Annotated in this window: 19 protein-coding genes; 10 read left to right on the forward strand and 9 right to left on the reverse strand. The window is 71.9% G+C overall.

Going from position 1 to position 20,996, the window contains the following annotated elements; genetic code table 11:
• Positions 1-11: 11 nt before the first annotated feature.
• Positions 12-1,463, forward strand: coding sequence for a DUF7782 domain-containing protein (locus LO763_RS16885; protein ID WP_230786446.1), 1,452 nt, complete (start codon positions 12-14; stop codon positions 1,461-1,463).
• 42 nt (positions 1,464-1,505) lie between these two features.
• Here the strand turns inward: LO763_RS16885 and LO763_RS16890 are convergent, their stop codons facing one another.
• From LO763_RS16890 to LO763_RS16905, 4 genes are all read right to left on the reverse strand, one after another.
• Complete coding sequence (locus LO763_RS16890; protein ID WP_230786447.1) at positions 1,506-2,699, reverse strand: sulfotransferase family protein; 1,194 nt, start codon at positions 2,697-2,699, stop codon at positions 1,506-1,508.
• Between the two features lie 133 nt (positions 2,700-2,832).
• Positions 2,833-3,480 (reverse strand): response regulator, encoded by a 648-nt coding sequence (locus LO763_RS29425; RefSeq protein ID WP_230786449.1) that lies wholly within the window; start codon positions 3,478-3,480, stop codon positions 2,833-2,835.
• Positions 3,481-3,544: 64 nt separating this feature from the next.
• Positions 3,545-4,810 (reverse strand): sensor histidine kinase, encoded by a 1,266-nt coding sequence (locus tag LO763_RS16900; RefSeq protein WP_230786450.1) that lies wholly within the window; start codon positions 4,808-4,810, stop codon positions 3,545-3,547.
• A gap of 76 nt (positions 4,811-4,886) precedes the next feature.
• Positions 4,887-5,417 (reverse strand): DUF6069 family protein, encoded by a 531-nt coding sequence (locus LO763_RS16905; RefSeq protein WP_230786452.1) that lies wholly within the window; start codon positions 5,415-5,417, stop codon positions 4,887-4,889.
• A 149-nt stretch (positions 5,418-5,566) separates the two neighbouring features.
• On the opposite strand from LO763_RS16905, the gene LO763_RS16910 reads away from it, so the two are divergent.
• The 4 genes from LO763_RS16910 (at position 5,567) to truB (ending at position 8,879) form a co-directional block, all read left to right on the forward strand.
• Complete coding sequence (locus LO763_RS16910; RefSeq protein ID WP_230786453.1) at positions 5,567-5,863, forward strand: DUF503 domain-containing protein; 297 nt, start codon at positions 5,567-5,569, stop codon at positions 5,861-5,863.
• A 106-nt stretch (positions 5,864-5,969) separates the two neighbouring features.
• Complete coding sequence (gene rbfA, locus LO763_RS16915) at positions 5,970-6,419, forward strand: 30S ribosome-binding factor RbfA (RefSeq protein WP_230786455.1); 450 nt, start codon at positions 5,970-5,972, stop codon at positions 6,417-6,419.
• Positions 6,416-7,753: an MATE family efflux transporter gene (locus tag LO763_RS16920; protein WP_230786456.1), complete on the forward strand. Its 1,338-nt coding sequence runs from the start codon at positions 6,416-6,418 to the stop codon at positions 7,751-7,753. Before rbfA ends, LO763_RS16920 begins: the two co-directional genes overlap by 4 nt.
• Positions 7,754-7,979: 226 nt before the next feature.
• Complete coding sequence (gene truB / locus LO763_RS16925; protein WP_230786458.1) at positions 7,980-8,879, forward strand: tRNA pseudouridine(55) synthase TruB; 900 nt, start codon at positions 7,980-7,982, stop codon at positions 8,877-8,879.
• 137 nt (positions 8,880-9,016) lie between these two features.
• On the opposite strand, the gene LO763_RS16930 is transcribed toward truB, so the two are convergent.
• Complete coding sequence (locus LO763_RS16930; protein ID WP_230786459.1) at positions 9,017-9,868, reverse strand: helix-turn-helix domain-containing protein; 852 nt, start codon at positions 9,866-9,868, stop codon at positions 9,017-9,019.
• Positions 9,869-9,996: 128 nt separating this feature from the next.
• Here LO763_RS16930 and LO763_RS16935 point away from each other — a divergent pair, with 128 nt between their 5' ends.
• Entirely contained in the window at positions 9,997-10,644 is a 648-nt protein-coding gene (locus tag LO763_RS16935) for a mycothiol-dependent nitroreductase Rv2466c family protein (RefSeq protein ID WP_230786461.1), read from the forward strand.
• Positions 10,645-10,698: 54 nt separating this feature from the next.
• Here LO763_RS16935 and LO763_RS16940 read toward each other — a convergent pair whose 3' ends face one another.
• Positions 10,699-11,196 carry a DUF3145 domain-containing protein gene (locus LO763_RS16940; protein WP_230786462.1) on the reverse strand — a complete coding sequence of 166 codons (498 nt, stop codon included), beginning with the start codon at positions 11,194-11,196 and terminating at the stop codon, positions 10,699-10,701.
• Between the two features lie 394 nt (positions 11,197-11,590).
• Here LO763_RS16940 and LO763_RS16945 point away from each other — a divergent pair, with 394 nt between their 5' ends.
• Positions 11,591-11,938 (forward strand): hypothetical protein, encoded by a 348-nt coding sequence (locus LO763_RS16945; RefSeq protein WP_230786464.1) that lies wholly within the window; start codon positions 11,591-11,593, stop codon positions 11,936-11,938.
• A gap of 175 nt (positions 11,939-12,113) precedes the next feature.
• On the opposite strand, the gene LO763_RS16950 is transcribed toward LO763_RS16945, so the two are convergent.
• The 3 genes from LO763_RS16950 to LO763_RS16960 form a co-directional block, all read right to left on the reverse strand.
• On the reverse strand, positions 12,114-13,937 hold the full coding sequence (locus LO763_RS16950; protein ID WP_230786465.1) for a protein kinase domain-containing protein: 1,824 nt from the start codon (positions 13,935-13,937) through the stop codon (positions 12,114-12,116).
• A gap of 98 nt (positions 13,938-14,035) precedes the next feature.
• Positions 14,036-16,630, reverse strand: a complete 2,595-nt coding sequence (gene otsB / locus LO763_RS16955) for a trehalose-phosphatase (RefSeq protein ID WP_230786467.1) — start codon at positions 16,628-16,630, stop codon at positions 14,036-14,038.
• A 65-nt stretch (positions 16,631-16,695) separates the two neighbouring features.
• Entirely contained in the window at positions 16,696-18,126 is a 1,431-nt protein-coding gene (locus LO763_RS16960) for an alpha,alpha-trehalose-phosphate synthase (UDP-forming) (RefSeq protein WP_230786468.1), read from the reverse strand.
• 163 nt (positions 18,127-18,289) lie between these two features.
• On the opposite strand from LO763_RS16960, the gene ettA reads away from it, so the two are divergent.
• The 3 genes from ettA to LO763_RS16975 are packed head-to-tail and all read left to right on the forward strand — an operon-like array spanning position 18,290 to position 20,953.
• Complete coding sequence (gene ettA, locus LO763_RS16965) at positions 18,290-19,969, forward strand: energy-dependent translational throttle protein EttA (protein WP_230786470.1); 1,680 nt, start codon at positions 18,290-18,292, stop codon at positions 19,967-19,969.
• Between the two features lie 2 nt (positions 19,970-19,971).
• A complete protein-coding gene (locus tag LO763_RS16970; protein WP_230786471.1) occupies positions 19,972-20,373 on the forward strand; it encodes an acyl-CoA thioesterase in 402 nt (133 codons plus the stop codon).
• Positions 20,374-20,386: 13 nt separating this feature from the next.
• Positions 20,387-20,953, forward strand: coding sequence for a DUF8185 domain-containing protein (locus LO763_RS16975; protein ID WP_230786473.1), 567 nt, complete (start codon positions 20,387-20,389; stop codon positions 20,951-20,953).
• Positions 20,954-20,996 lie beyond the last annotated feature (43 nt).

Below are 20,996 nucleotides of genomic sequence, written 5' to 3' on the forward strand. Positions count from 1 at the left end.
AGGGAACCTGAGTGCGTCTGCTCGAGACCGAAGCCGCGGCGCGGCTCGGCGAGGCCCGTGAGGGCTTCAGCCGGGCCGCGCTGTCGGCCGTCTACGGCCCCGAAGCCGTCGCCGCGGCCGACCGCGGCGACTACCGGGCCCTGCTCGCCCAGTGCGGCGACGACCGGCTGGGGGTCTGGACCCGCCTGTTCGTCATCGGCGCGCCCGTCCCCGCCGAGGCCGCGGCCGCGGCCTTCGCGCCCCTGGGCCTCGACGAGGCCGTCGGCTGCGGCCTGCTCGCGGCCGACCGCGACGCGGTGACCGCCGGGTGGGGCGCCCAGTTCGACGGCGACCGCCTCCTCTTCTCCGACCAGCTGCCGAACACGACCGGCGGCAGGACCCGCGAGCACGTCCTCGGCATCGGCGGCGCCTCGAAGCTCCTGCTCGACCTCGCCGTGCGCGACACCGCCGGCAATGCTCTCGGCAATGCCCTCGACCTCGGCACCGGCAGCGGCGTCCAGGCCCTCGCCCTGGCCGCCCGCGGCCTCTCGGTCACCGCGACCGACCTGAGCGGGCGGGCGCTCGCGTTCGCGGCCCTCAACGCCGCGGTCAACGGCCTCGACCTCGAACTGCTCCAAGGGGACCTGCTCGAGCCGGTCGCCGGGCGCCGCTTCGACCTGGTGGTCGCGAACCCGCCGTTCGTGGTCGCGACCCCCGGCGGCGGCTGGACCTACCGCGACGGCGGCCGGGCGGCCGACGGCGTCGCCGCCGAGCTCGCCGCGGCCTCGACCGGCCTGCTGCGCCCGGGCGGCACCATGCAGTTCCTCGCGAACTGGCTCCACGTGCGCGGCCGGGACTGGTCCGAGCGCGTCGCGGGCTGGTTCCCCGAGGAGGGCGCGCGGGTGTGGGCCGTCGAACGCGAGGTGCTCGACCCGCTCGACTACGTGCGCACCTGGCAGCGCGACTCCGGCGAGAGCCACGACGCCGACCAGGCCGCCGACTGGCTCGACTGGTTCGAGGCCAACGAGGTCGACGGCGTCGGCTTCGGATTCGTCGGCGTCCGCCGCATCGACGGCCCCACCGAAGTGGTCTGCGAGGAGGCCCGGCACGCCGTCGAGACCCCCTGGAGCGACCGCGTCGAGGACTGGTTCGCGACGCGCGAGCGCCCCGTCGAACCCGAGGCCCTGTGGGAGTCCCGGCTCCGCGTCGCCGACGGCGTGGCGCTCCAGCAGACCGCGGTGCTCGGCGGCGAGGGCTGGGACGTCGACCGCCAATGGCTCCAGCAGTCGCACGGGATGCGCTACGCCGAGGCCGTGGACCCGGTCGTCATGGCGTTCATGGGCGCCTGCGACGGCAGGGCCGAGGTCCGCCTCCAGGTCCAGCTCCTGGCCGAGACCTACGGGGCCGAGCCCGCGATGCTCTACGCGCAGCTCTACCCCGTGCTCCGCCGCCTCGTCGAACGCGGCTTCCTGCGCCTCGCCTGAGGCGCCGCGCGCCGGACCGCGAGGGGCGGCCCGGCCGCGGGCTCAGCGGTTGACGCTGGTGACGAGGTTGAGGTAGTCCCCGAAAGCGCGCTCGACCTGGTCGGGGTCGAGGCCGTACCGCCCGAGCGTGTACTCGTGGCGGCGGTCGCGGATCGGGCGCTCCATGACCTTCTCGAGGCGGCCCTCGTCGGTCGCGGTCCACTCGGCGCCGAGCCTGCGGTACAGGTCCGGCAGGTGGGCCCACGGGTCGGAGGCGACCGCATGGTAGGGCAGGTGCACCACGGACCCGGCGGGCAGCAGCGGCTGGACCGCGCGGCCCTTCTCGGTGGCCGAGGACAGGACGTCGAGCCACAGCCGCCCGACCTGGAGCGGGTCCACCCGGCGCATGTGGAGCATGCTCGTGGTCTCCACCAGGCTGCACACCGAGCCCAGCACCGTCACCGGGTCCCGGTGCGTCCACACGATCTTCGCGCCCGGGAACGTCTCGACCAGCAGGTCCAGGTGGTTGAGGTGCTCGGGGGTCTTGAGGACCCAGCGGGCCTTCGCCCGCGCGTACTGGAGGACCTGGAGGGCCTCCTTCAGATACTGGTAGTCGGCCCGGAAGTCGCGGGCCTCGAGCCAGGCCCGGTAGCGCGGCATCGTCGCGCGGGTCTGCTGGTGCACCCCGTGCGGCAGGATGTACACGCACTCCTCGGGCTTCTCGGGGTACAGCGGGTGGATGAGCTCGTATATGGGGGAGAACTTCAAGAGGCCGCTGGTCTGCCGGCCGACCGCCTTGACGCGCTCGGCGCGCGTCTGGGCGTCCACTTCGACGTCGGTGTAGTGCAGCTCCCACAGCAGCGGGCCCCGGTGCCCCTGGGACCCGGCGATGATGTTGTGGGTCAGCGTGGTCGCCGTCCTCGGCAGCCCGGTCACGAAGATGGGCGCCTCGATGCGCTCCCGGGTGATCTCGGGGCGCTCGGCGATGAGCCGCTTGATGCGGAACCGGTTCTCCATGCGGCCGCGGGCCTCGCCGACCACGGACAGCCAGCCGAGCGGCGAGAGCCCGGCGTCGATGAAGTCGTCGAACAGGACCCGGTAGTCGGCGATGAACGCCTCGCTGCCGGCGGTGTCGCCGCCGGTGCGCTCCAGGGCCTGGTTGACGAGGCGGTCCCAGGCGCGGTCGGGATTGCGGCCGGCCCCTCGCGGGGCCAGCAGCACGTTCATGGCGCGGGCGGCGGAGGAGAGTCGTTGCATGGTCGTACTCGCTTCGCGGAGGTGAGGGTGGGCACGGGATCGGACCCGGCATGGAAGCCGTTGACCCTCAACGTACTAGACCGCGATTCGAGCGGACCCCCGTCCCTTTTCGCCGCTGCGCCCGCCGGACCGGTCAGGACCGCAGGTAGGCGAGGACGGCCTTGACCCTGCGGTGGTGGTCGCCGTCCTCGCTGCTGAGGGAGAGCTTGGTGAAGATGTTCCGGATGTGCTTCTCGACGGCGCCGTCGGACACGAAGAGCCGCTTGCCGATCGCCTTGTTGGAGTGGCCCTCGGCCATGAGTCCGAGCACCTCCCGCTCGCGGGGGGTGAGGGTCGCCACGGGGTCGTTCCGGCGGCGGCGGACCATCAGCTGGCTGACCACCTCGGGGTCGAAGACCGTGCCGCCGCCCGCGACCCGCTTGAGGGAGTCCATGAAGTCGTCGACGTCGATCACGCGGTCCTTGAGCAGGTAGCCGACCGCGCCCCTGGCGTCGGCCAGGAGGTCGTCGGCGTAGGAGACCTCCACGTACTGGCTCAGGATCAGCACGGGCGCGCCCGGGACGAGCTCCCGGGCGCGGGTGGCGGCCCTGAGGCCCTCGTCGGTGAAGGACGGCGGCATCCGCACGTCCACCACCGACACGTCGGGCCGGTGCTCGGCGACGGCCTCCACGAGGGCGTCGCCGTCGCCGACCTCGGCGACCACGTCGCAGCCGAACTCCTCCAGGAGCTTGACCAGCCCCGACCGGATGAGCACCGCGTCATCGGCCACCACTACGCGCACGAACCACACTCCCTCTCACGGCGCCTGAGGGCGGCGCCCCGCCCCGAGCCGGAGTGAACCTTGTTCATCCGCAGGGGATCTCCACGACGATCACGGTCGGACCGCCGTCGGGGGAGTCGACGGTCCACTGCCCCTCGACGGCCTTGACCCGGTCGGCCAGGCCCGAGAGCCCGTGCCCCTTCGAGACGTGCGCGCCCCCGACCCCGTTGTCGCCGACCGAGAGCACCAGCCTATCTCCCCAGTCCTCGACCGACACCGTCGCTTTGGTCGCCTGGGAGTGCTTGGCGACGTTCGTGAGGCACTCGGCCGCCACGAAGTACACGGTGCTCTCGACGGCGGCCCGGTAGCGGCCGTTCAGGTCGGTGTCCAGCTCGACCGGCACCAGCGAGCGCGCCGTCAGGGCCGCGAGCGCGGCCTCCAGGCCCCGGTCGGTGAGGATCGGCGGGGCGATGCCGCGCGAGAGGACGCGCAGCTCGTCGATGGTCTCGCGGGTCTGGGAGATCGCCGCGTCCAGGGTCTCCTGGGCCGCTTCGGGGTTGACCGCGAGCTGGCGGCGGACGCGGGCCAGCTCCATGCCGAGGCTCACCAGCCGCTGCTGCGGGCCGTCGTGGATGTCCCGCTCGATGCGGCGCAGCGCGTCGGCCTCGGCCGAGGTGGCCGCGTCGCGCGACTCCTCCAGCTGGTCGATGCGCTCGTGCAGGCCGCTGAGGGAGGTCAGCATGCCCTTGCCGATGAGGGCCTGGGCCAGCGCCATGCCGCGGACGACCGGGACCAGCGTCAAGGCCATGACGACGCCGCCGAGGACCGCGAGCACCGAGGAGGCCAGGTACGAGGTGCCCCAGCCCAGCCATTCGGTCGCGTACGAGAGCCCGTCGTTGTTCTCCTCGCCGACGGCGGCCTCGATGATCCAGTTGTACAGCGGGTACAGGAGCGTGGCGGCGGTCGCGCACCACCAGGCGATCGCGATGACGAACCCGGCGACGGCCACCGGGAACACGGTCACGGCCCACAGCAGGTTCAGCCACGACTGCCCGTCGGTGAGCGCGGTCAGGTACCGCCGCAGCGCCGAACTGCCCTCCTTGGCCTGCTTGTAGCGCGGCCGGGCGATGTCGCGGCGCAGCACGAGCGGCAGCTGGGCCCGGCCGGCCGCGGCCATGCCCCGCATGGCGAACAGGGTCGCGGCCGCGATCGGCACGCCGATCCAGATGACCGCCGTCCCGAGGCCGAGGCAGAAGCCCACGATGCTGATGATGAAGGCGGGCAGGGCGATGAAGAACATCGAGAGCAGGTAGCCGGTGTCGACGCCCAATTGCCGCAGGGTTGTACGCATGCGTCAACACTAGAAAGGCCGGGCGCGCGAGGCGACCCGGCCGTCCGCCGTCTTGGAGGTAGGGACAGCCCTACCCTCAGGGCAGCCCGATGCCCTCCGCGCGGCCGGGCCGCATGGCGATCGCCGAGACCGAGTTGAGCAGGCTCATGATGCTCAGCCCGATGACCAGGTTCAGCGCGGCGGTCGCGAACTGCGACTCGGGCTCGGCCGACACGGTGAACGGGATGAGCACGCCCACGGCGATCACCAGGAGCATGATCCAGTTGAAGAAGCTGATCGGCCGCGGCATCCCCAGCAGCAGGAGGTGGCGCAGCCCGGTGGCGAGGATCGCGACCGCGAAGGCCCCGAACGCGTACGTGGTCGTGGTCGTGTCGCCGTACATGCCCGCCTCGGACGGCGAGAGGATGTGGATGCCCAGCACCCCGCGCACGAGCAGGATGCCCACGAGGGCCACGAGCGCGGCGACCACGGCCGTGCCGACCCCTCCGGCCCACAGCCTGCCGATGTTGACCGCGGGGCGCTGCTCGCCCGGCGGTTCCACGACCGGGGGGTACGGTCGCGTCGGTTCCTCGTAGTTCCGGTCCCAGCCGCCTTCCGGTGCCGACATGGTTCCTCCCTCTCAAGCGGCCCGCGAGCGACGGAAACGGCTCGCTCGGGCTCTTTCAGCAGGTACCCGTGACGGACGCCGCGAAACCGGTGCTTCCGGGCGGCGCAAAAGATCTTGGGGATGTCGGCGGCGGCGCGTAACCTGGAGCGGTGTTCACCGGATGCGCAGAATTCGACCTCCTCCTGCCGGAAGACTCCCGCTCCCTCAAGGCCAAGCGCTCCTACGTGCGCCCGATCGTCGCCTCGCTGCGGAAGTACGAGGTGGCGGTCGCCGAGGTCGGCGGCCAGCGGCTCCACGGACGCACTACGATCGGCGTCGCCGCCGTCGCCGGCGACCACGGCCACGTGCAGGAGATCCTGGACGCCTGCGAGCACCACGTCGCGGGCCGCCCCGAAGTGGAGCTGCTCAGCGCCAGGCGGCGCGTGTTCGGCCCCGAGGACGACTAGCCGCCGGCAGGCGAGCGGCCCCGACCAGTAGCGGCGCGCCGAGCGGCGCGCGGCAGAGCAAGGCGCACCCGGACCGAGGTGCGCGACGAACGGAAGGTACAGAGCGATGGCAGACGCGGCGAAGCGGGCCCAGGTGTCCAAGCGGGTCATGGAGTTGACCGCCCAGGCGGTGCGCAAGCTCAAGGACCCCAGGGTCGGCATGGTCACCATCACCGACGCCCGCATGACCCCCGACCTGCGCGAGGCCACGGTCTTCTACACCGTCCTCGGCGACGAGGACCAGGTGAAGGACTCCGCGGCCGGGCTCGAGCGCGCCACCGGGCACCTGCGCACCACCGTCGGCCAAGCCCTGGGCATGCGCCACACCCCGTCCCTCAAGTTCGTCGCCGACACGGTCCCCGACCAGGCCAACCGGATCGAGGAGCTCCTCGCGAAGGCCGCGGCCGCCGACGCCGAGGTCCACCGGATCGCCGAAAACGCCGCCTACGCCGGCGACGCCAACCCGTACAACGCCGACGACGACGAGGACGAGGCGGCAGAAGAGCCCTCGAAGTGAGCCCGGACGCCTCGGCGGCACCGGTTCCGGCGCCGCCGAGACCCGCCTCCTACCGGCGGATCGCCTCCCTGGCGCTCCCCGCGCTGGTGGTCCTCGCCGCCGAGCCGATCTACCTCCTCATCGACACGGCCGTCGTCGGCCACCTCGGCGCCGTCCCGCTCGCCGGGCTCGCCCTCGGCGGCGTCATCATGGGCCTCGCGCCGCTCGTCGGCGCCGTCCTCGCCTACGGCACCACCGCCCGCGCCGCCCGCCGCTACGGCGCGGGCGACCGGGCCGGTGCCGTTGCCGAAGGCGTCCAGGGGACCTGGATAGCCCTGGCCGCGGGCCTGCTCATGATCCTCGCCATCGAGGTCTTCGCCGGCCCCCTCGCCGGGCTCATGGGCGACGACCCCGCCGTCGAGGCCGCGGCCGCCGAGTGGCTGCGCGTGGCGATCCTCGGCGCGCCGTTCCTGCTCGTGGCCGGCGCCGGCCAGGGCTGGATGCGCGCCGTCCAGGACACCAGGCGCCCCATGTGGTTCGTGTCCGCCTCGTTCCTGCTCTCGGCGATCCTCGCCCCGATCCTGGTCTACCCCGCCGGGCTCGGCCTGGTCGGCTCCGCGTGGGCCAACGCCGTCGCGCAGGCCGTCTCCGGCACCCTGTTCCTCCTCGCGCTGCGCCGCGAGCGCGTGAGCCTCGCCGTCGACTGGCCGCTCATGTCCAGGCAGCTGGTCGCCAACGGCGACCTCATCGTCCGCGGCGTCGCCTTCCAGGTCAGCTCGTTCTCGGCCGCCGCCGTGGCCGCCCGGGTCGGCACGGCCGCCCTCGGCGCCCACCAGATCGGCATGCAGCTGTGGTTCTTCGCCGCGCTGGCGCTCGACGCGGTCGCCATCGCCGCGCAGGCCCTCATCGGCGCCGACCTCGGCGCGGGCCGGCCCGAGGCCGCGCGGGCCTCGGCCAGGCGCATCACCTTCGTCGGCGTCGGCTACGGCGTCCTGTTCCTGGTGCTGGTGTTCGCGCTCCTGCCGGTCCTGCCCGACCTGTTCACCGCGGACGCCTCGGTCCACGACCAGCTGGTCCACATCTGGCCCTGGCTGGTGCTCCTGCTGCCGGTCGCGGGCGTCGTGTTCGCGCTCGACGGCGTGCTCATCGGCGCGGGCGACCTGCGGTTCATGCGGAACATGACCGTGGTCTCGATCGCGAGCGGGCTGCCGTTCACGTGGCTCACGCTCGTCTTCGGCTGGGGCCTGGCGGGCGTCTGGGGCGGCATCGCCGTCTACATGCTGGTGCGCCTCGGGCTCGTCCTGTGGCGCCTGCGCTCGGGCGCCTGGGCCGTCACCGGGGCCGAGCGCGCCTGAACATTCCCGTCCCAGCATATGGTTTCATCGTGTCGGAACGCTTGAACGTTCGTTAAGGTATCGAGGATGAAGACCACTGCATCACCTCGACGGAAGCGCCGCGTCCGTCCCAGTAAATGGGATGAGGAGAAGGCGGAGGCCCTGCGGGCCCTCCAGGAGTCCCTCGACCGCCACCAGTAGGCACCGCCGCGCCGCACACGCCGGCGGCCCGTTAGCCTGTACGACCGTGACCACCGCGCAGCCACCGGGCCTCATCGTCGTCGACAAGCCGCAGGGCATCACCTCGCACGGGGTGGTGGCCCGCATGCGCCGCATCTGCGGCACGCGCAAGGTGGGCCACGGCGGCACGCTCGACCCGATGGCCACCGGCGTCCTCATCGTGGCGGTCGGCAAGGCCACGAAGCTGCTCACCTACGTGTCGGGCCTCGACAAGTCCTACGCCGCGACGATCAGGCTCGGCCAGGCCACGGTCACCGACGACGCCGAGGGCGAGGTCACCGTGAGCGCCGACGCCTCCGCGGTCGCCGACGAGGCGATCCGCGCCGGGCTCACCGCGATGACCGGCGAGATCGACCAGGTGCCGAGCGCCGTGAGCGCCGTGAAGGTCGACGGGCAGCGCGCGTACAAGCGGGTGCGCGAAGGCGAGGCGGTCGAACTCAAGGCCCGGCGGGTCACCATCGCCGGCATCGGGATCGGCGAGATCCGCCGCGAGGGCGCCTTCACCGATGTGGACGTCGACGTCTCCTGCTCCTCGGGCACGTACATCCGCGCGATCGCGCGCGACCTCGGCGACGCGCTCGGGGTCGGCGGTCACCTGATCGCGCTGCGCCGCACCAGGATCGGCGGCTTCGGCCTCGACGCGGCCGCGACGCTGGAGGCGCTGGCCGAACGCGCCGAGGCGGGCGCGCCGCTGGGCGCGCTGACGATGGGCGAGGCTGCGGCGCGGCTCATGCCGGTCCGCACCGCGACCGAGGCCGAGGCGAAGGCGCTGTCGTACGGCAAGGCCTTGGAGTCGGCGGGCATCGAGGGCCGCTACGCCGTGCTGGACGGGGACGGCGGACTGCTCGCGGTGGTCGCCGAGCAGGGCGCCCAGGCGAAACCGGAGACGGTCTTCGCCGCCGCCTAGCGGACGGCGATCCGCCTCACACCCGCACCGCGGCGCCCCCGAATCGTCGGACCCCTCGGGCACCGTTGCGAACCGGGGGCCCGACCCCGAGGCCCCGGTGGACTTCCGCGGTGCCCGGCTTCCGGCGGGCTCGGCCGTCAGTCGGCGATCGGGGCCGCCGCCTCGCTCCGGAACGCTATCGGCGTCGTCCCGGCGCGCTGGGCGAAGAACTTGTTGAAGTTCGTGGGGCTCGAGAACCCCAGCCGCTGCCCGATCCTCGCCGCCGGGACCGTCGAGCACGCCAGCATCCGCTTGGCCTCCAGCACGACCCGCTTGTCGATGAACTCCTTCGCGGGCATCCCCGCCGCCGCGATCGTCGCCCGCGACAGCGTCCTGGGGGAGTACGCCAGCGCCGCCGCGTAGTCCGCGAGCCGCCGCGTGTTCGCGAAGTCCCGCTCCACCGCGTCGCGGAACGCCAGGTACACCTCGCTCGGCTCCGGCCCGGCCTCCGCGCCCGGCAGGCTCGCCACCCGCAGCACCAGCACCGCGAGCAGGTGCCGCAGCACCTGCTGCCGCATCTCCGGCGCGAGCCGGTCCGCCGTGTACTCCCACTGCAGCTGCGTGGTCGCCGCCCGCAGCAGCGCGTGGTCCTCGCCCGAGGGCACCCGCAGCACCGGCGCGTGCGGGTCGTCCGCGCACACGCCGATCGCCGTGTCGGTGTCGAGGAAGCCGGTCGCGAACCGGATCACGACGCCCTCGGCCCCGTCCAGGCCGCCCCACCGCCGCACCTGGCCCGGCCTCGCCCACAGCCACTGCCCCGGCTCCAGGCGGTACTCGGTGAAGTCCACCGCGTGCCGCAGCGTCCCGGACGTCAACGTGACCAGGCAGTGCCGGTCGGAGCGGAACGGCCGGGCCGGCGCGCCCGCCCCGCTCTCGCGCAGCCGCGCGAACGTCAGGATCTCCAGCGGGGAGGCCGCGCACGGGCCGGACTCGGCACCGGGTCCGAACAACCGGTCCGTTATGTCATCTTGTCGCGTATTCACCAGCATCGGCAGTGAGTTTATCCATTATCGGCCGGTTTCAGGGTCGAGATCGGCGATGCGGATCATCGTCACGATCGCGACGTACCCTAGTCCCCATGACCGAACGCAAGACCGTTGACTTCTGGTTCGACCCGGCGTGCCCGTGGGCGTGGATGACCTCCCGCTGGATCATCGAGGCCGCCGAGTACCGCGCTCTGGACGTGCGCTGGAACGTCATGAGCCTCTACGTGCTCAACGAGCCCAAGCTCGACGAGCTGCCCGAGCAGTACCGCGCCTTCATGCCGGGGACGCTCCCGGCCGTGCGCGTGGCGACCGCCGTCGCCGAGCAGCACGACAACGAGACCCTCGGCCGCCTCTACACCGCCCTGGGGAACCGCATCCACCTCGGCGGCGAGAAGGACCCCGAGGTCTACATCCCGGCCGCGCTCGAGGCCGTCGGCCTCCCCGCCGAACTCGCCGAGGCCGCCGCCACCGACAAGTGGGACGAGGCGCTCCGGGCCTCGCACCAGCGCGGCATCGGCCTCGTCGGCACCGACGTCGGCACCCCGGTCGTCGCCGTCGAGAACGACGAGGGCGTGCAGGTGGGCCTCTTCGGCCCCGTCGTGACGCCCGCGCCGCAGGGCGAGGCCGCCGCGAAGCTGTGGGACGGCGTCTACGCCGTGACCACCACGCCGGGCTTCTACGAGCTCAAGCGCTCGCGCACCGACGGCCCGAACTTCGACAACCTCGCCTTCGACCTCTAGGGGGGCAGCGGACCGGGCCCCGCGCGATGCGCGGGGCCCGGTCCTTCGAAAGGTCTAGCTGACCTGGGAGAGCCAGGACTGCTCGGTGCCGCCGGTGGCCTGCCGGTAGGGCTTGAGGTCCCGGTCCCACTCCAGGCCCAGCAGCTGGTCCAGCCCGCTGCGCAGCGCCTCGGCGCTGGTCGTGGTCGCCAGGAGCGCCCGGATGCGGTCCTCGGCGATCATGATGTCGCCGCCGGCGCTCGTCACGGCGCGGTAGACGCCGCGGCCGGGGACGTGCATGATGCGCTCGCCGTCAACGCCCGCGCTCGGGTCCTCGGTGACCTCGAAGCGCAGCATCGGCCACTGCGCCAACGCCTTCGCGAACTCGGCCGCCATGCCGGCGTAGCCGCTCCACGCGCGCTCGGCGCGCATGGTGCCGCGCTCGGCCTCCTGCGGAGTCCAGCCCATCTTCACGGTCGCGGACCGATCCAGGACACGGCCGATCGCCCACTCGACGTGCGGGCAGACCGCCGGCGGGCTGGAGTGGATGTAGATCACGCCGCGTGTCTGCATCGCGCACCTCCTTGGGAATCGGCGTTTCTGAGTACTGGCTCACTCCTTGTGGTCATTCAGCTACGACATGAAGCCGTGCAACGGGTATCGGCCGGGTCGAGAGGGGGATGAACTCGAACCCGGCGCGCTATTCCGCTCAGTTACATACTGACAGCTTCGAAAGCATCGCGCTAGGCTTAAAGGGGCTCGGGCGCTCACTTTTTCGATCATTCGATGCATCACACCGGGTGCATGTGCTAGTCGTCGCAGGCGGCACCTGAGCTACACTTGCGCATGACCGGCAGACTGTCGGTTTTCTTTTGTGGTCCAACCCAGGTTCAGTGCCCGCCCAAAGGGCTGCTCTTCCTGTGTCAGGCCGAAGATCCGTCTTACACGACAAGGTGAGGAGTCCGGCGTGGCAGCCAACACTTCCAAGACAGCACGCGCTTCCGTCAAGGCCGGCCAGAGCAAGGGCGGCGCCGGGCTCAACGTCCTCGGCGAGTTCAAGTACCTGATCCCGCTCAACAACGGGAAGCACGTCTACCTGCGCAACCTGACCGACGGCAAGACCCTGCACCTCGCCACCGGCTCCGAGGCGTTCACCGAGGCCATCAAGGCCCTCGCCGCCGCGGGCCACGGCGAGAAGATCAAGGCCGAGATCGAGGGCCTCGCGGCCTCGCTCCCCGCGGAGCAGGGCTGGGACGCCACCCTCAAAGGCCTCGAGGAGGCGGACGTGTTCGCCGCCGAGGCCGTCGCGGCCTAGGCCTCGCACCCGCGAAGTGCGCGCTCCATGCCCGAGAGGGCGTGGGGCGCTTTTCTTTTCCCCGCCGCAATTACTCGATCATTTGTTCGATAATGGCCGTCGGGCGATTGCCGAGGCCCCCGAATAAAACCGCCCGGCCCGAGCGGTTCCCCCGATCGGGCGATCCGGCGCCCGTTCAGTCCGCGAGATCGGCGGTGCACACCGGTTCGGACATCGGCACGCTGTCGACGCTCCACAATGCGCTGACCTTGAAGCAGTAGTCCGCCTCGGGGATGAGACCCCCTGTGGTGAAGGCGGTCTCGGTGGTGCCCTGCTCGTTGAGCGCCTCGGCCTTGTCGTCGCCCACGCGCTGCGCGAACACGATGTACCGCAGGCCCTCCTCGCCCTCGGCCGGGGCCTCCCAGGTCAGGGTCACCTCGCCCCCGCTCCAGCTCTCGATCGCCACGGACTCGGGCGCGCCCTGGCCCTCGGTGTTCGCCTGGTCGAGGTCGTCGCCGCCCCTGTTCGACGAGAGGAGCCACAGCCACACGGTCATGACCGTGCCCAGCACCACCGTGATCGCGACGCCGAGCACGACGTAGGACTTGAGGCCCTGCCCGTCCTTCTGGCGCGGCTGCACCTGCTTGGGCGCCTTGTACGCCTTGGCCTTGCGCGGCTTCGCGCCCTCGCGCCCGATCACGGGCGGGGCGAACACCTGCTGCTCGGGCGGGGCCGAGTGCTGCCGCATCGGCGCGCCCGCCTGGGCCTGCTGCGGCGTCCACGGCGCGGGCGGGGGCTGCATGCTCACCGGCGCCTGCGGCGGCGCCGAGTAGGGCGCGACGCTCGGCGCGGCGGCGTCGTGGACGGCGCCGCGCGGCGCCCCCGAGAGCGGTGCCCCCGAGAACGGTGCGGCCGAGACCGGCGGCGCGCCCGGAGGGGCCCCGCCGAGCTGCTGCTCGTACCGCGGGTCGTACGCCTGGCCCAGCTGCGAGCCGAACCCGCCGGTGCCGCCGCCGGTCATCCCCCCGGCGGTCGAGCCGAGCGTGCTCCCGTACTCCGAGTGCGGCATCGGCGGCACGGGCGCGAACGGGTCCAGCGGCACCCGCGTGCCGCGCGAGGCGACCTCGGGCCGGTAGACCGTCTCCTCGTTCGAGACGTCCCCGATGACCTGGGGCGCCGCGGCCTTGCCGACCCCGCCGCCGTACATGCCCCGCTGGAGCTCGTCCGCGAACGCCTGGCACGAGGCCGGGCGCCTCGCCGGGTCGCGCGAGAGCGCCTGCACGAGCAGGCCCTCCAGCCACTCGGGGACGTCCGTGCGCGGGATCTTCGGCGGCGGCTCGTCGGAGGTCACCCGCTGCCGGTGCGTGTCCGGGTCGGTCCCGCCGGCGGGGTTCGCGAACGGCGCGAACCCGGCGAGCAGGTGCCACATGGTGGAGGCGAGGCTGTACAGGTCGCTGGCGGGCGTCTGGGCCTGCCGCAGCAGCGCCTCGGGGGAGGCGTGCAGCGGCGTGAGCTTGTCGATCGCGGCCGTCGCCGCCAGGGCCGCGGCCGTGCGCGCGATCCCGAAGTCCGCCAGGGCCGGCCCGTACTGGCCGCGCAGGAGGTTCTGCGGCTTGACGTCCCGGTGGAGGATGTCGGCGTTGTGGGCGGCCTGGAGCGCCTGCCCGATCTTGACGCCCACGTCGGTCACGTCCGCCACCGCGAGCGGCCCGTCCGCCTTCAGGATCGCCGAGTAGGACCCGCCCTCGCAGTACTCCATGACGATGTACGGCTGGCCGGCCTCGGTGTGCCCGGTGTCGATGATCGAGACGATGTGGGGGTGGTTGGAGACGGCGACCGTCGCCTCGAGCTCCTTCTCCACCGAGTCCGCGGTCGTCATGTCGTCGTCGACGAGCAGGACCTTGACCGCCACGGTCCGGTCGAGCCGGTCCTGGACGGCCCGGTACACGAACGCGGTCGACCCGTGCGCGACCATCTCGAAGTCGCTGTAGCCGGGGATTGCCGGAGTGGGGGAGCTCAAGGCGGAGGCGTCCTGTCAGGCTCGGTCGTGCACGGCTCGCGGGCTTCGCCGTGTGAAGCACTCTTCCCGAACAGATTAGCCTCCGCCCCGAGCATCCCTCAGATGTGTCCGGTCGGGCCGTTCAGCAGGTTCGCGACCCGGATCAGGCCCAGGTGCGAGTACGCCTGCGGGTGGTTGCCCAGGCCGCGCTCGGCCATGGGGTCCCACTGCTCCGGCAGCAGCCCGGTCGGGCCCGCGCACGCGAGGATCTGCTCGAACAGCTCCTCGGCGTCGGTGCGGCGGCCTACCTGGAGGTACGCCTCGGCGAGCCAGGCGGCGCAGATGATGAACCCGCCCTCGGTGCCCGGCAGGCCGTCGTCGCGGTGGTAGCGGTAGACCGCCGCGCCCGAGCGCAGGCCGGCCTCGATCCGCAGGACCGTCTTGAGGTAGCGCGGGTCGTCGGCGGCCAGCAGGCCCGACAGCCCGATCCACAGCGAGGCGGCGTCGAGGTCGTCGTGCCCGTAGGCGGCCGTGTAGGCCCCGACGTCCTCGTTCCAGCCCAGCTCCAGCACGTTCCGGGCGATCTGGTCGCGCAGCTCGGGCCAGTCCTGGCCGTACTCCATGCCGAACTGCTCGGCGACCTTGAGCGCGCGGTCCACCGTCACCCAGCACATGACCTTCGAGTACACGTGGTGCCGGGGGGCCTGGCGGGCCTCCCAGATGCCGTGGTCGGGCTCGTGCCAGCGCTTGGCGACGGCCTCGACCATGCTGCCCATGATCTGCTGCTCGAACTCCGAGAGGTGCCCGCGGCGCTGCGCCACGGCCTCGATGAGCATCGCCACGGGGCCGAACACGTCGAGCTGGACCTGGTTGGAGGCGGCGTTGTTGATGCGCACCGGCCGCGCCCCGGCGTACCCGGGCAGCGTGTCGATGATCGCCTCGGGCGAGGGCGGCTGGCCCTCGATGTCGTAGAGCGGCGCGAGGCGCTCGGGGTGGCCCGCGGTGCGGTCGATGATCCCGGCGACCCACTCGAAGTACGACTCGGCCTCCTGGAGCGAGCCGAGGTCGACGAGGGCGTTCGCGGTCATCGCCGCGTCGCGGATCCAGCAGAACCGGTAGTCCCAGTTGCGCACCCCGCCCAGCTCCTCGGGGAGCGAGGTGGTCCCGGCCGCGAGGATCGCGCCGGTCGGCTGGTAGCACAGGGCCTTGAGCGTCAGGGCCGAGCGCCCCACGGTCTCGGTCTCCACGCGCGGCAGCTTGAGCGAGTCGGACCAGTTGCGCCACCCGGCCTCGGTGGTGCGGCGCCGGACCTTGACCGGCGGCGTCCACTCCTGGAGGTCGTCCATGCCGGCCCGCATCTCCAGCACGAGCGAGCCGCCCGCCTGGGCGAGGTCGACCGTGGCGACGGCGAGGGAGTGCTGGCCGTCGTACTCGATGTGCCAGTCCACGCCGGGGGAGCGCAGGGTGATCGGCTCGCGGCCGCCGAGGACCTTGAGGCCGTCGTCGCCGACCGGCTGGAGCTGCACGGGCAGCTGCCCGAACTCCGGGCGCGGCGCGAAGGTGATCCGGACGGGGATCTCGCCGGTGATCTCGCGGACCAGGACCGTGGCGTTGAGGTCGCCGCGGCGGCGCGGGGTCGAGTCGAGCCAGTCGGTGACCGACAGGCCCGACCAGCGGGTCTCGACAGACATGGTGCCGGCCACGTAGCGCTGGCCGAGCGGGATGCCGGCGTTGACCGGCTGGACGGTGAAGTGCCCGGCGTGGTCGCCGCCGAGCAGGTCGGCGAAGACCGACCCGGAGTCGGGCTTGGGGTGGCACATCCAGGTGACGCGCCCGTCCGGCGTCAGCAGGGCGTGGTTGGCGCCGTCGGCGAGCATGGTGTGGCGCTCGATGAGCTGCGCGGACTCGCCCTGGAGCCAGGCGCGGCGGGTGTCGACCAGGCCCGCCAGGAGCTTCGCGACGTCCTCGGGGTCGCCGATGCGATAGGTCGCGCGGGTGGGTCCCGCGCCGACCCGGACGCCGACGTCCGGGCCATGGAGATGCGCAAACGCATTCTCGTCGGTCACGTCGTCGCCCAGGAACAGGACCGCGGAGGCCCCCAGCTGGTGGCGGAGCTTGTCGAGCGCGTCGCCCTTGTGGGTGGTGACCACCGACAGGTCGATGACCGCCTTGCCCTCGGTGGTCTGCACGCCGTCCCAGGTGGAGGGGCCGCCGCGGACGTCGTCGACCGCTTTGGCCGCGTCCGCCTCGGAGGCCTCCCGCACGTGCAGCGCGCACCCGGCGGGCTTGGGCTCGACCCGGACGCCCTCGTAGCGTTCGGCGATCGCCGACAGCTCGGCCACGAGCTTGTCGCGCAGTCGCTGGTCCTCGCTGGAGAGCGCCCGGGTGAAGCCGACGTCGAACTCGGATCCGTGGGATCCGACCAGGTGGATCTCGGACGGGAGGCGGGACAGGGCCGCCAGGTCGCGCAGGGCGCGACCGGAGATGACCGCGACCTTCGTCTGCGGCAGGTTCGCGAGCGTCCGCAGGGCCGAGACGGACTCGGGGATCGGCTTGGCCTGCGAGGGGTCGGTGACGATCGGGGCGAGCGTGCCGTCGTAGTCGCATGCGATCAGCAGCTGCGGAACGCGTGCGAGCAGGGTGAGGGCCGAGCGCAGTTCCTCGGAGGAACTGAAGTCTCCGGACGCGGGGCCCTCAGGGCGTGGTGCGGTCATCGTGGCGTATCTCTCCAACACCGTCGTTGTGGATTCTGTGTGCCTACCCGTCCCTCTGCCGCATTTCAGTCAGCGGCGGGCTGGCTGCCCGGATTGTACGCCGCGCTGCGCTCCGGAACTCCTAGCGCCGTGAGGAAGCTGCGAGCCCAGCGACTCACGTCGTGCTTGCGCAAGTACCGCCTCATCGCGCGCATTCTCTTCATCTTATCGTCGGCTGTCGCGTTCGCCGCTGTCACAAATCCGTCTTTCAAATCAGTCAAATCATGCGGATTCACCAAGAAGGCCTGCCGCAGGTCGCCTGCGGCGCCGGCGAACTCGCTGAGCACGAGCGCGCCGCGGTTGTCGATGCGGCTCGCGACGTACTCCTTGGCGACGAGGTTCATGCCGTCGCGCAGCGGTGTGACGGCCATGACGTCGGCCGCCTGGTACAGCGCGGCCAGCTCGTACCGGTCGAAGGACTGGTGCAGGTAGTGCACGGCGGGGAGCCCGACCTGCCCGTACTCGCCGTTGATGCGCCCGACCTCGCGCTCGACGCGGTCGCGCAGCGTCCGGTACTGCTCCACCCGCTCGCGACTGGGGGTCGCGACCTGGACCATGACCGCGTTCGGCACCTGGAGCCGCCCGTCCTCCAGCAGCTCGCGGAAGGCCTTGAGGCGCTGCTGGATGCCCTTGGTGTAGTCGAGCCGGTCGACGCCCAGGATGACCGTCTCGGGCTCGCCCAGCTCGGAGCGGATCTCCTTGGCCCGCTGCTGCACCCGCTCGGTGGCGGCGACCTCCTCGTTGGCGGCGGTGTCGATCGAGATGGGGAAGGCGTCGGCGCGCACCAGCCGGTCGTCGACGGTGACGTAGTGGCCCCGCGGCCGGTAGCCGAGGAGGTGACGGGTGAGCGCCAGGAAGTTCTGCGCCGCGAGCGGGCGCTGGAAGCCGACCAGGTCGGCGCCCAGGAGGCCCTTGAGGATCTCCATGCGGTGGGGCAGCTGCATGAACAGCTCCACCGGCGGGAACGGGATGTGCAGGAAGAACCCGATCCGCAGGTCGGGACGGCGCTCGCGGAGCATCCCGGGCACCAGCTGGAGCTGGTAGTCCTGGATCCACACGACCGCGCCGGGTGCGGCCTCCGCGGCGCAGACGTCCGCGAAGCGGGCGTTCACCTCGTAGTAGGACTTCCACCAGGACCGGCGGAAGACGCGCGGTTCGACCGCGTCGTGGTAGAGCGGCCACAGCGAGGCGTTCGAGAACCCCTCGTAGTAGCGGAAGATCTCGTCCTCGCTGAGCTCGACCGGCAGCAGCGTCACGCCGTCGGACTCGAAGGGCGCGGGGGCCTCGCCGGCGATGCCGGCCCAGCCGATCCACGTGCCCTGGTTGGCCTGGAGAACGGGTTCGAGGGCGGTGACGAGGCCGCCAGGGGATCGGCGCCAGGTTCGGTTTCCCTCGTCGTCGACGACGGCGTCGACGGGGAGGCGGTTGGCCACGACAATGAAAGATGCGTTGCTCAATTCGGTTTTCCTCCTTTCCGCAAGCCTACCGGCGGCCGGTGGCCGGGGGGCCGCGGTGACGCAGTCGGTACCGCGGACGGCCCGATTGGCGGATCGCCCCCCGGGCTTGACATCATTGGTACCGGTCAGTTCCGTACAGCTCGTCGCAAAGCGAAGGATCAGCGTGGCGCAGTTCATCTTCTCCCTGGAAAAGGCGCGCAAGGCGCACGGTGACAAGGTCATCCTCGATGACGTCAACCTCTGGTTCAACCCGGGAGCGAAGATCGGCGTGGTCGGCCCCAACGGCGCCGGCAAGTCCAGCCTGCTCAAGATCATGGCCGGGATCGACCAGGTCTCGAACGGCGAGGCCAAGCTCGCCGCGGGCGCCACGGTCGGCCTGCTCGCGCAGGAGCCGCCGCTGACCGAGGGCAGGACGGTCATGGAGAACGTCCAGGAGGCCGTCGCGCCGATCCAGGCGAAGCTCGACCGGTTCAACGAGGTCGCCATGGAGATGGCCACCGACTACACCGACGAGCTCATGGCCGAGATGGGCCGCCTCCAGGAGGAGCTGGACGCCGCGAACGCCTGGGAGCTGGACTCCAAGCTCGAGCAGGCCATGGACGCCCTGCGCTGCCCGCCCGGCGACGAGTCGGTCGACCACCTCTCCGGCGGCGAGCGCCGCCGCGTGGCGCTGTGCAAGCTCCTCCTCGAGGAGCCCGACCTGCTGCTCCTCGACGAGCCCACCAACCACCTCGACGCCGAGTCGGTCCTGTGGCTGGAGCGCCACCTCGCCTCCTACCCGGGCGCGGTCATCGCCATCACCCACGACCGGTACTTCCTCGACAACGTCGCCGAGTGGATCCTCGAGCTCGACCGCGGCCGCACCTACCCGTACGAGGGCAACTACTCCACCTACCTGGAGAAGAAGGCCGAGCGCATGAAGGTGGAGGGCCGCAAGGACTCCAAGCTCCAGAAGCGCCTCAAGGACGAGCTGGAGTGGGTCCGCTCGAACGCGAAGGCCCGCCAGACCAAGTCCAAGGCCCGCCTGGGCCGGTACGAGGAGATGGCCGCCGAGGCCGACAAGACCCGCAAGCTCGACTTCGAGGAGATCCAGATCCCGCCGGGGCCGCGCCTGGGCTCCACGGTGATCGAGGCGAAGGACCTCTACAAGGGCTTCGACGGCAACACCCTCATCAACGGGCTGTCGTTCTCCTTGCCGCGCAACGGCATCGTGGGCATCATCGGCCCCAACGGGGTCGGCAAGACCACCCTGTTCAAGACCATCGTGGGCCTCGAGAAGCCCGACTCGGGCGAGGTCAACGTCGGCGGCACCGTCCAGCTCTCCTATGTGGACCAGAACCGCGCGGGCCTGGACGGCGACAAGTCGGTGTGGGAGGTCGTCTCCGACGGCCTCGACTACCTCATGGTCGGCAAGGTCGAGATGCCCAGCCGCGCCTACATCGCCGCGTTCGGCTTCAAGGGCCCCGACCAGCAGAAGCCCACCAGGGTCCTCTCCGGCGGCGAGCGCAACCGCCTCAACCTTGCGCTCACCCTCAAGGAGGGCGGCAACGTGCTGCTCCTCGACGAGCCCACCAACGACCTCGACGTCGAGACCCTCTCCAGCCTCGAGAACGCCCTCCTGGAGTTCCCCGGCTGCGCCGTGGTCATCTCCCACGACCGGGCCTTCCTCGACAAGGTCGCCACCCACATCCTCGCCTGGGAGGGCGACCCGGCCACCGGCGAGCCGGCGTGGTTCTGGTTCGAAGGCAACTTCGAGTCCTACGAGAAGAACAAGGTCGACCGGCTCGGCGCTGAGGCGGCCAAGCCGCACCGCGTCACCCACCGGAAGCTCACCCGGGACTAGCCGTGGCCCGCTTCAAGGTCGACGTCGCCCTGCGCTGGTCCGACATGGACACCTTCGGGCACGTGAACAACAACAAGTTCATGGTCCTGCTCGAGGAGGCGCGGGTGGCGATGATGTTCACCGCCGCCGAGGAGGCCGGGGTCTCCGGCTTCCGGCGGGGCGTGGTCGTCGCCCGCCACGAGGTCGACTTCCTGCTGCCGGTGACGGTGCCCGCCGAGACCGCCGTGGAGCTGTGGATCGACCGGATCGGGAACTCCTCGTTCACGTTCGCGTACGAGCTCAGCGCCGACGACAAGCTCGCCCTGCGCGCGAAGAGCGTCATGGTCCCGTTCAACGTCGAGACCCAGCGGCCCCGGCGCATCACCGCGACCGAGCGCGCGTTCCTCGAGCAGTGGACCGGCTGATGCCGACCCCGCGATGAACGACGCGACCACCGCCGGCGACCACGCGGCCTTCGCGGCCCGCGTGGCCCGGCTCGACCCCGACGCCCCCGTGCTCGTCCGCGACGGCAGGCTCTGGGCCGCCCTGCCCTTCGGCGCCCTCGCCGTCCGCGACGCGGGGGAGCACTGGGAGCCGCTGGAGGGCGTCCACCGCGCGGGCGACCTCGCCGCCGGCGCCGGCGCGCCCCGCCCCGCCGCCGCGTGGCGCGGCAGGCTGCCGCAGCGGCCCTGGACGACCGTCGAGACCGTGCCCGCGGCCGACGTCGCCGACATCGACCGCAAGGCCGCCGCGGCCCTGCGGGAGCGGCGCGGCCACGGCGTCGGCGACCGGCGCCTGCGGGACGCCATGCTCGACCACGTGGCCCTGAGCGTCGAACACGGGGGCGCGACCTGGTCCGTCGAGGTCCGGCTCGTGGCGGCCCTGTGCCGCATGGGGTTCCTCGCCGACGACCCCGTCCGCGTCCTCAGCGCGGGCCGCCGCGTGGGCCTCGCCGCCACTTACGGCGCGGTCTGGGACCGCGACCGGGGCCTCCCGCTCCTCTGAGTGATCGCATTGTGACGCGACCCGCTGTTCAGTGACGCATTGC

The sequence above is a fragment of the Glycomyces amatae genome (assembly GCF_020991375.1).
GTDB lineage: Bacteria > Actinomycetota > Actinomycetes > Mycobacteriales > Micromonosporaceae > Glycomyces > Glycomyces amatae.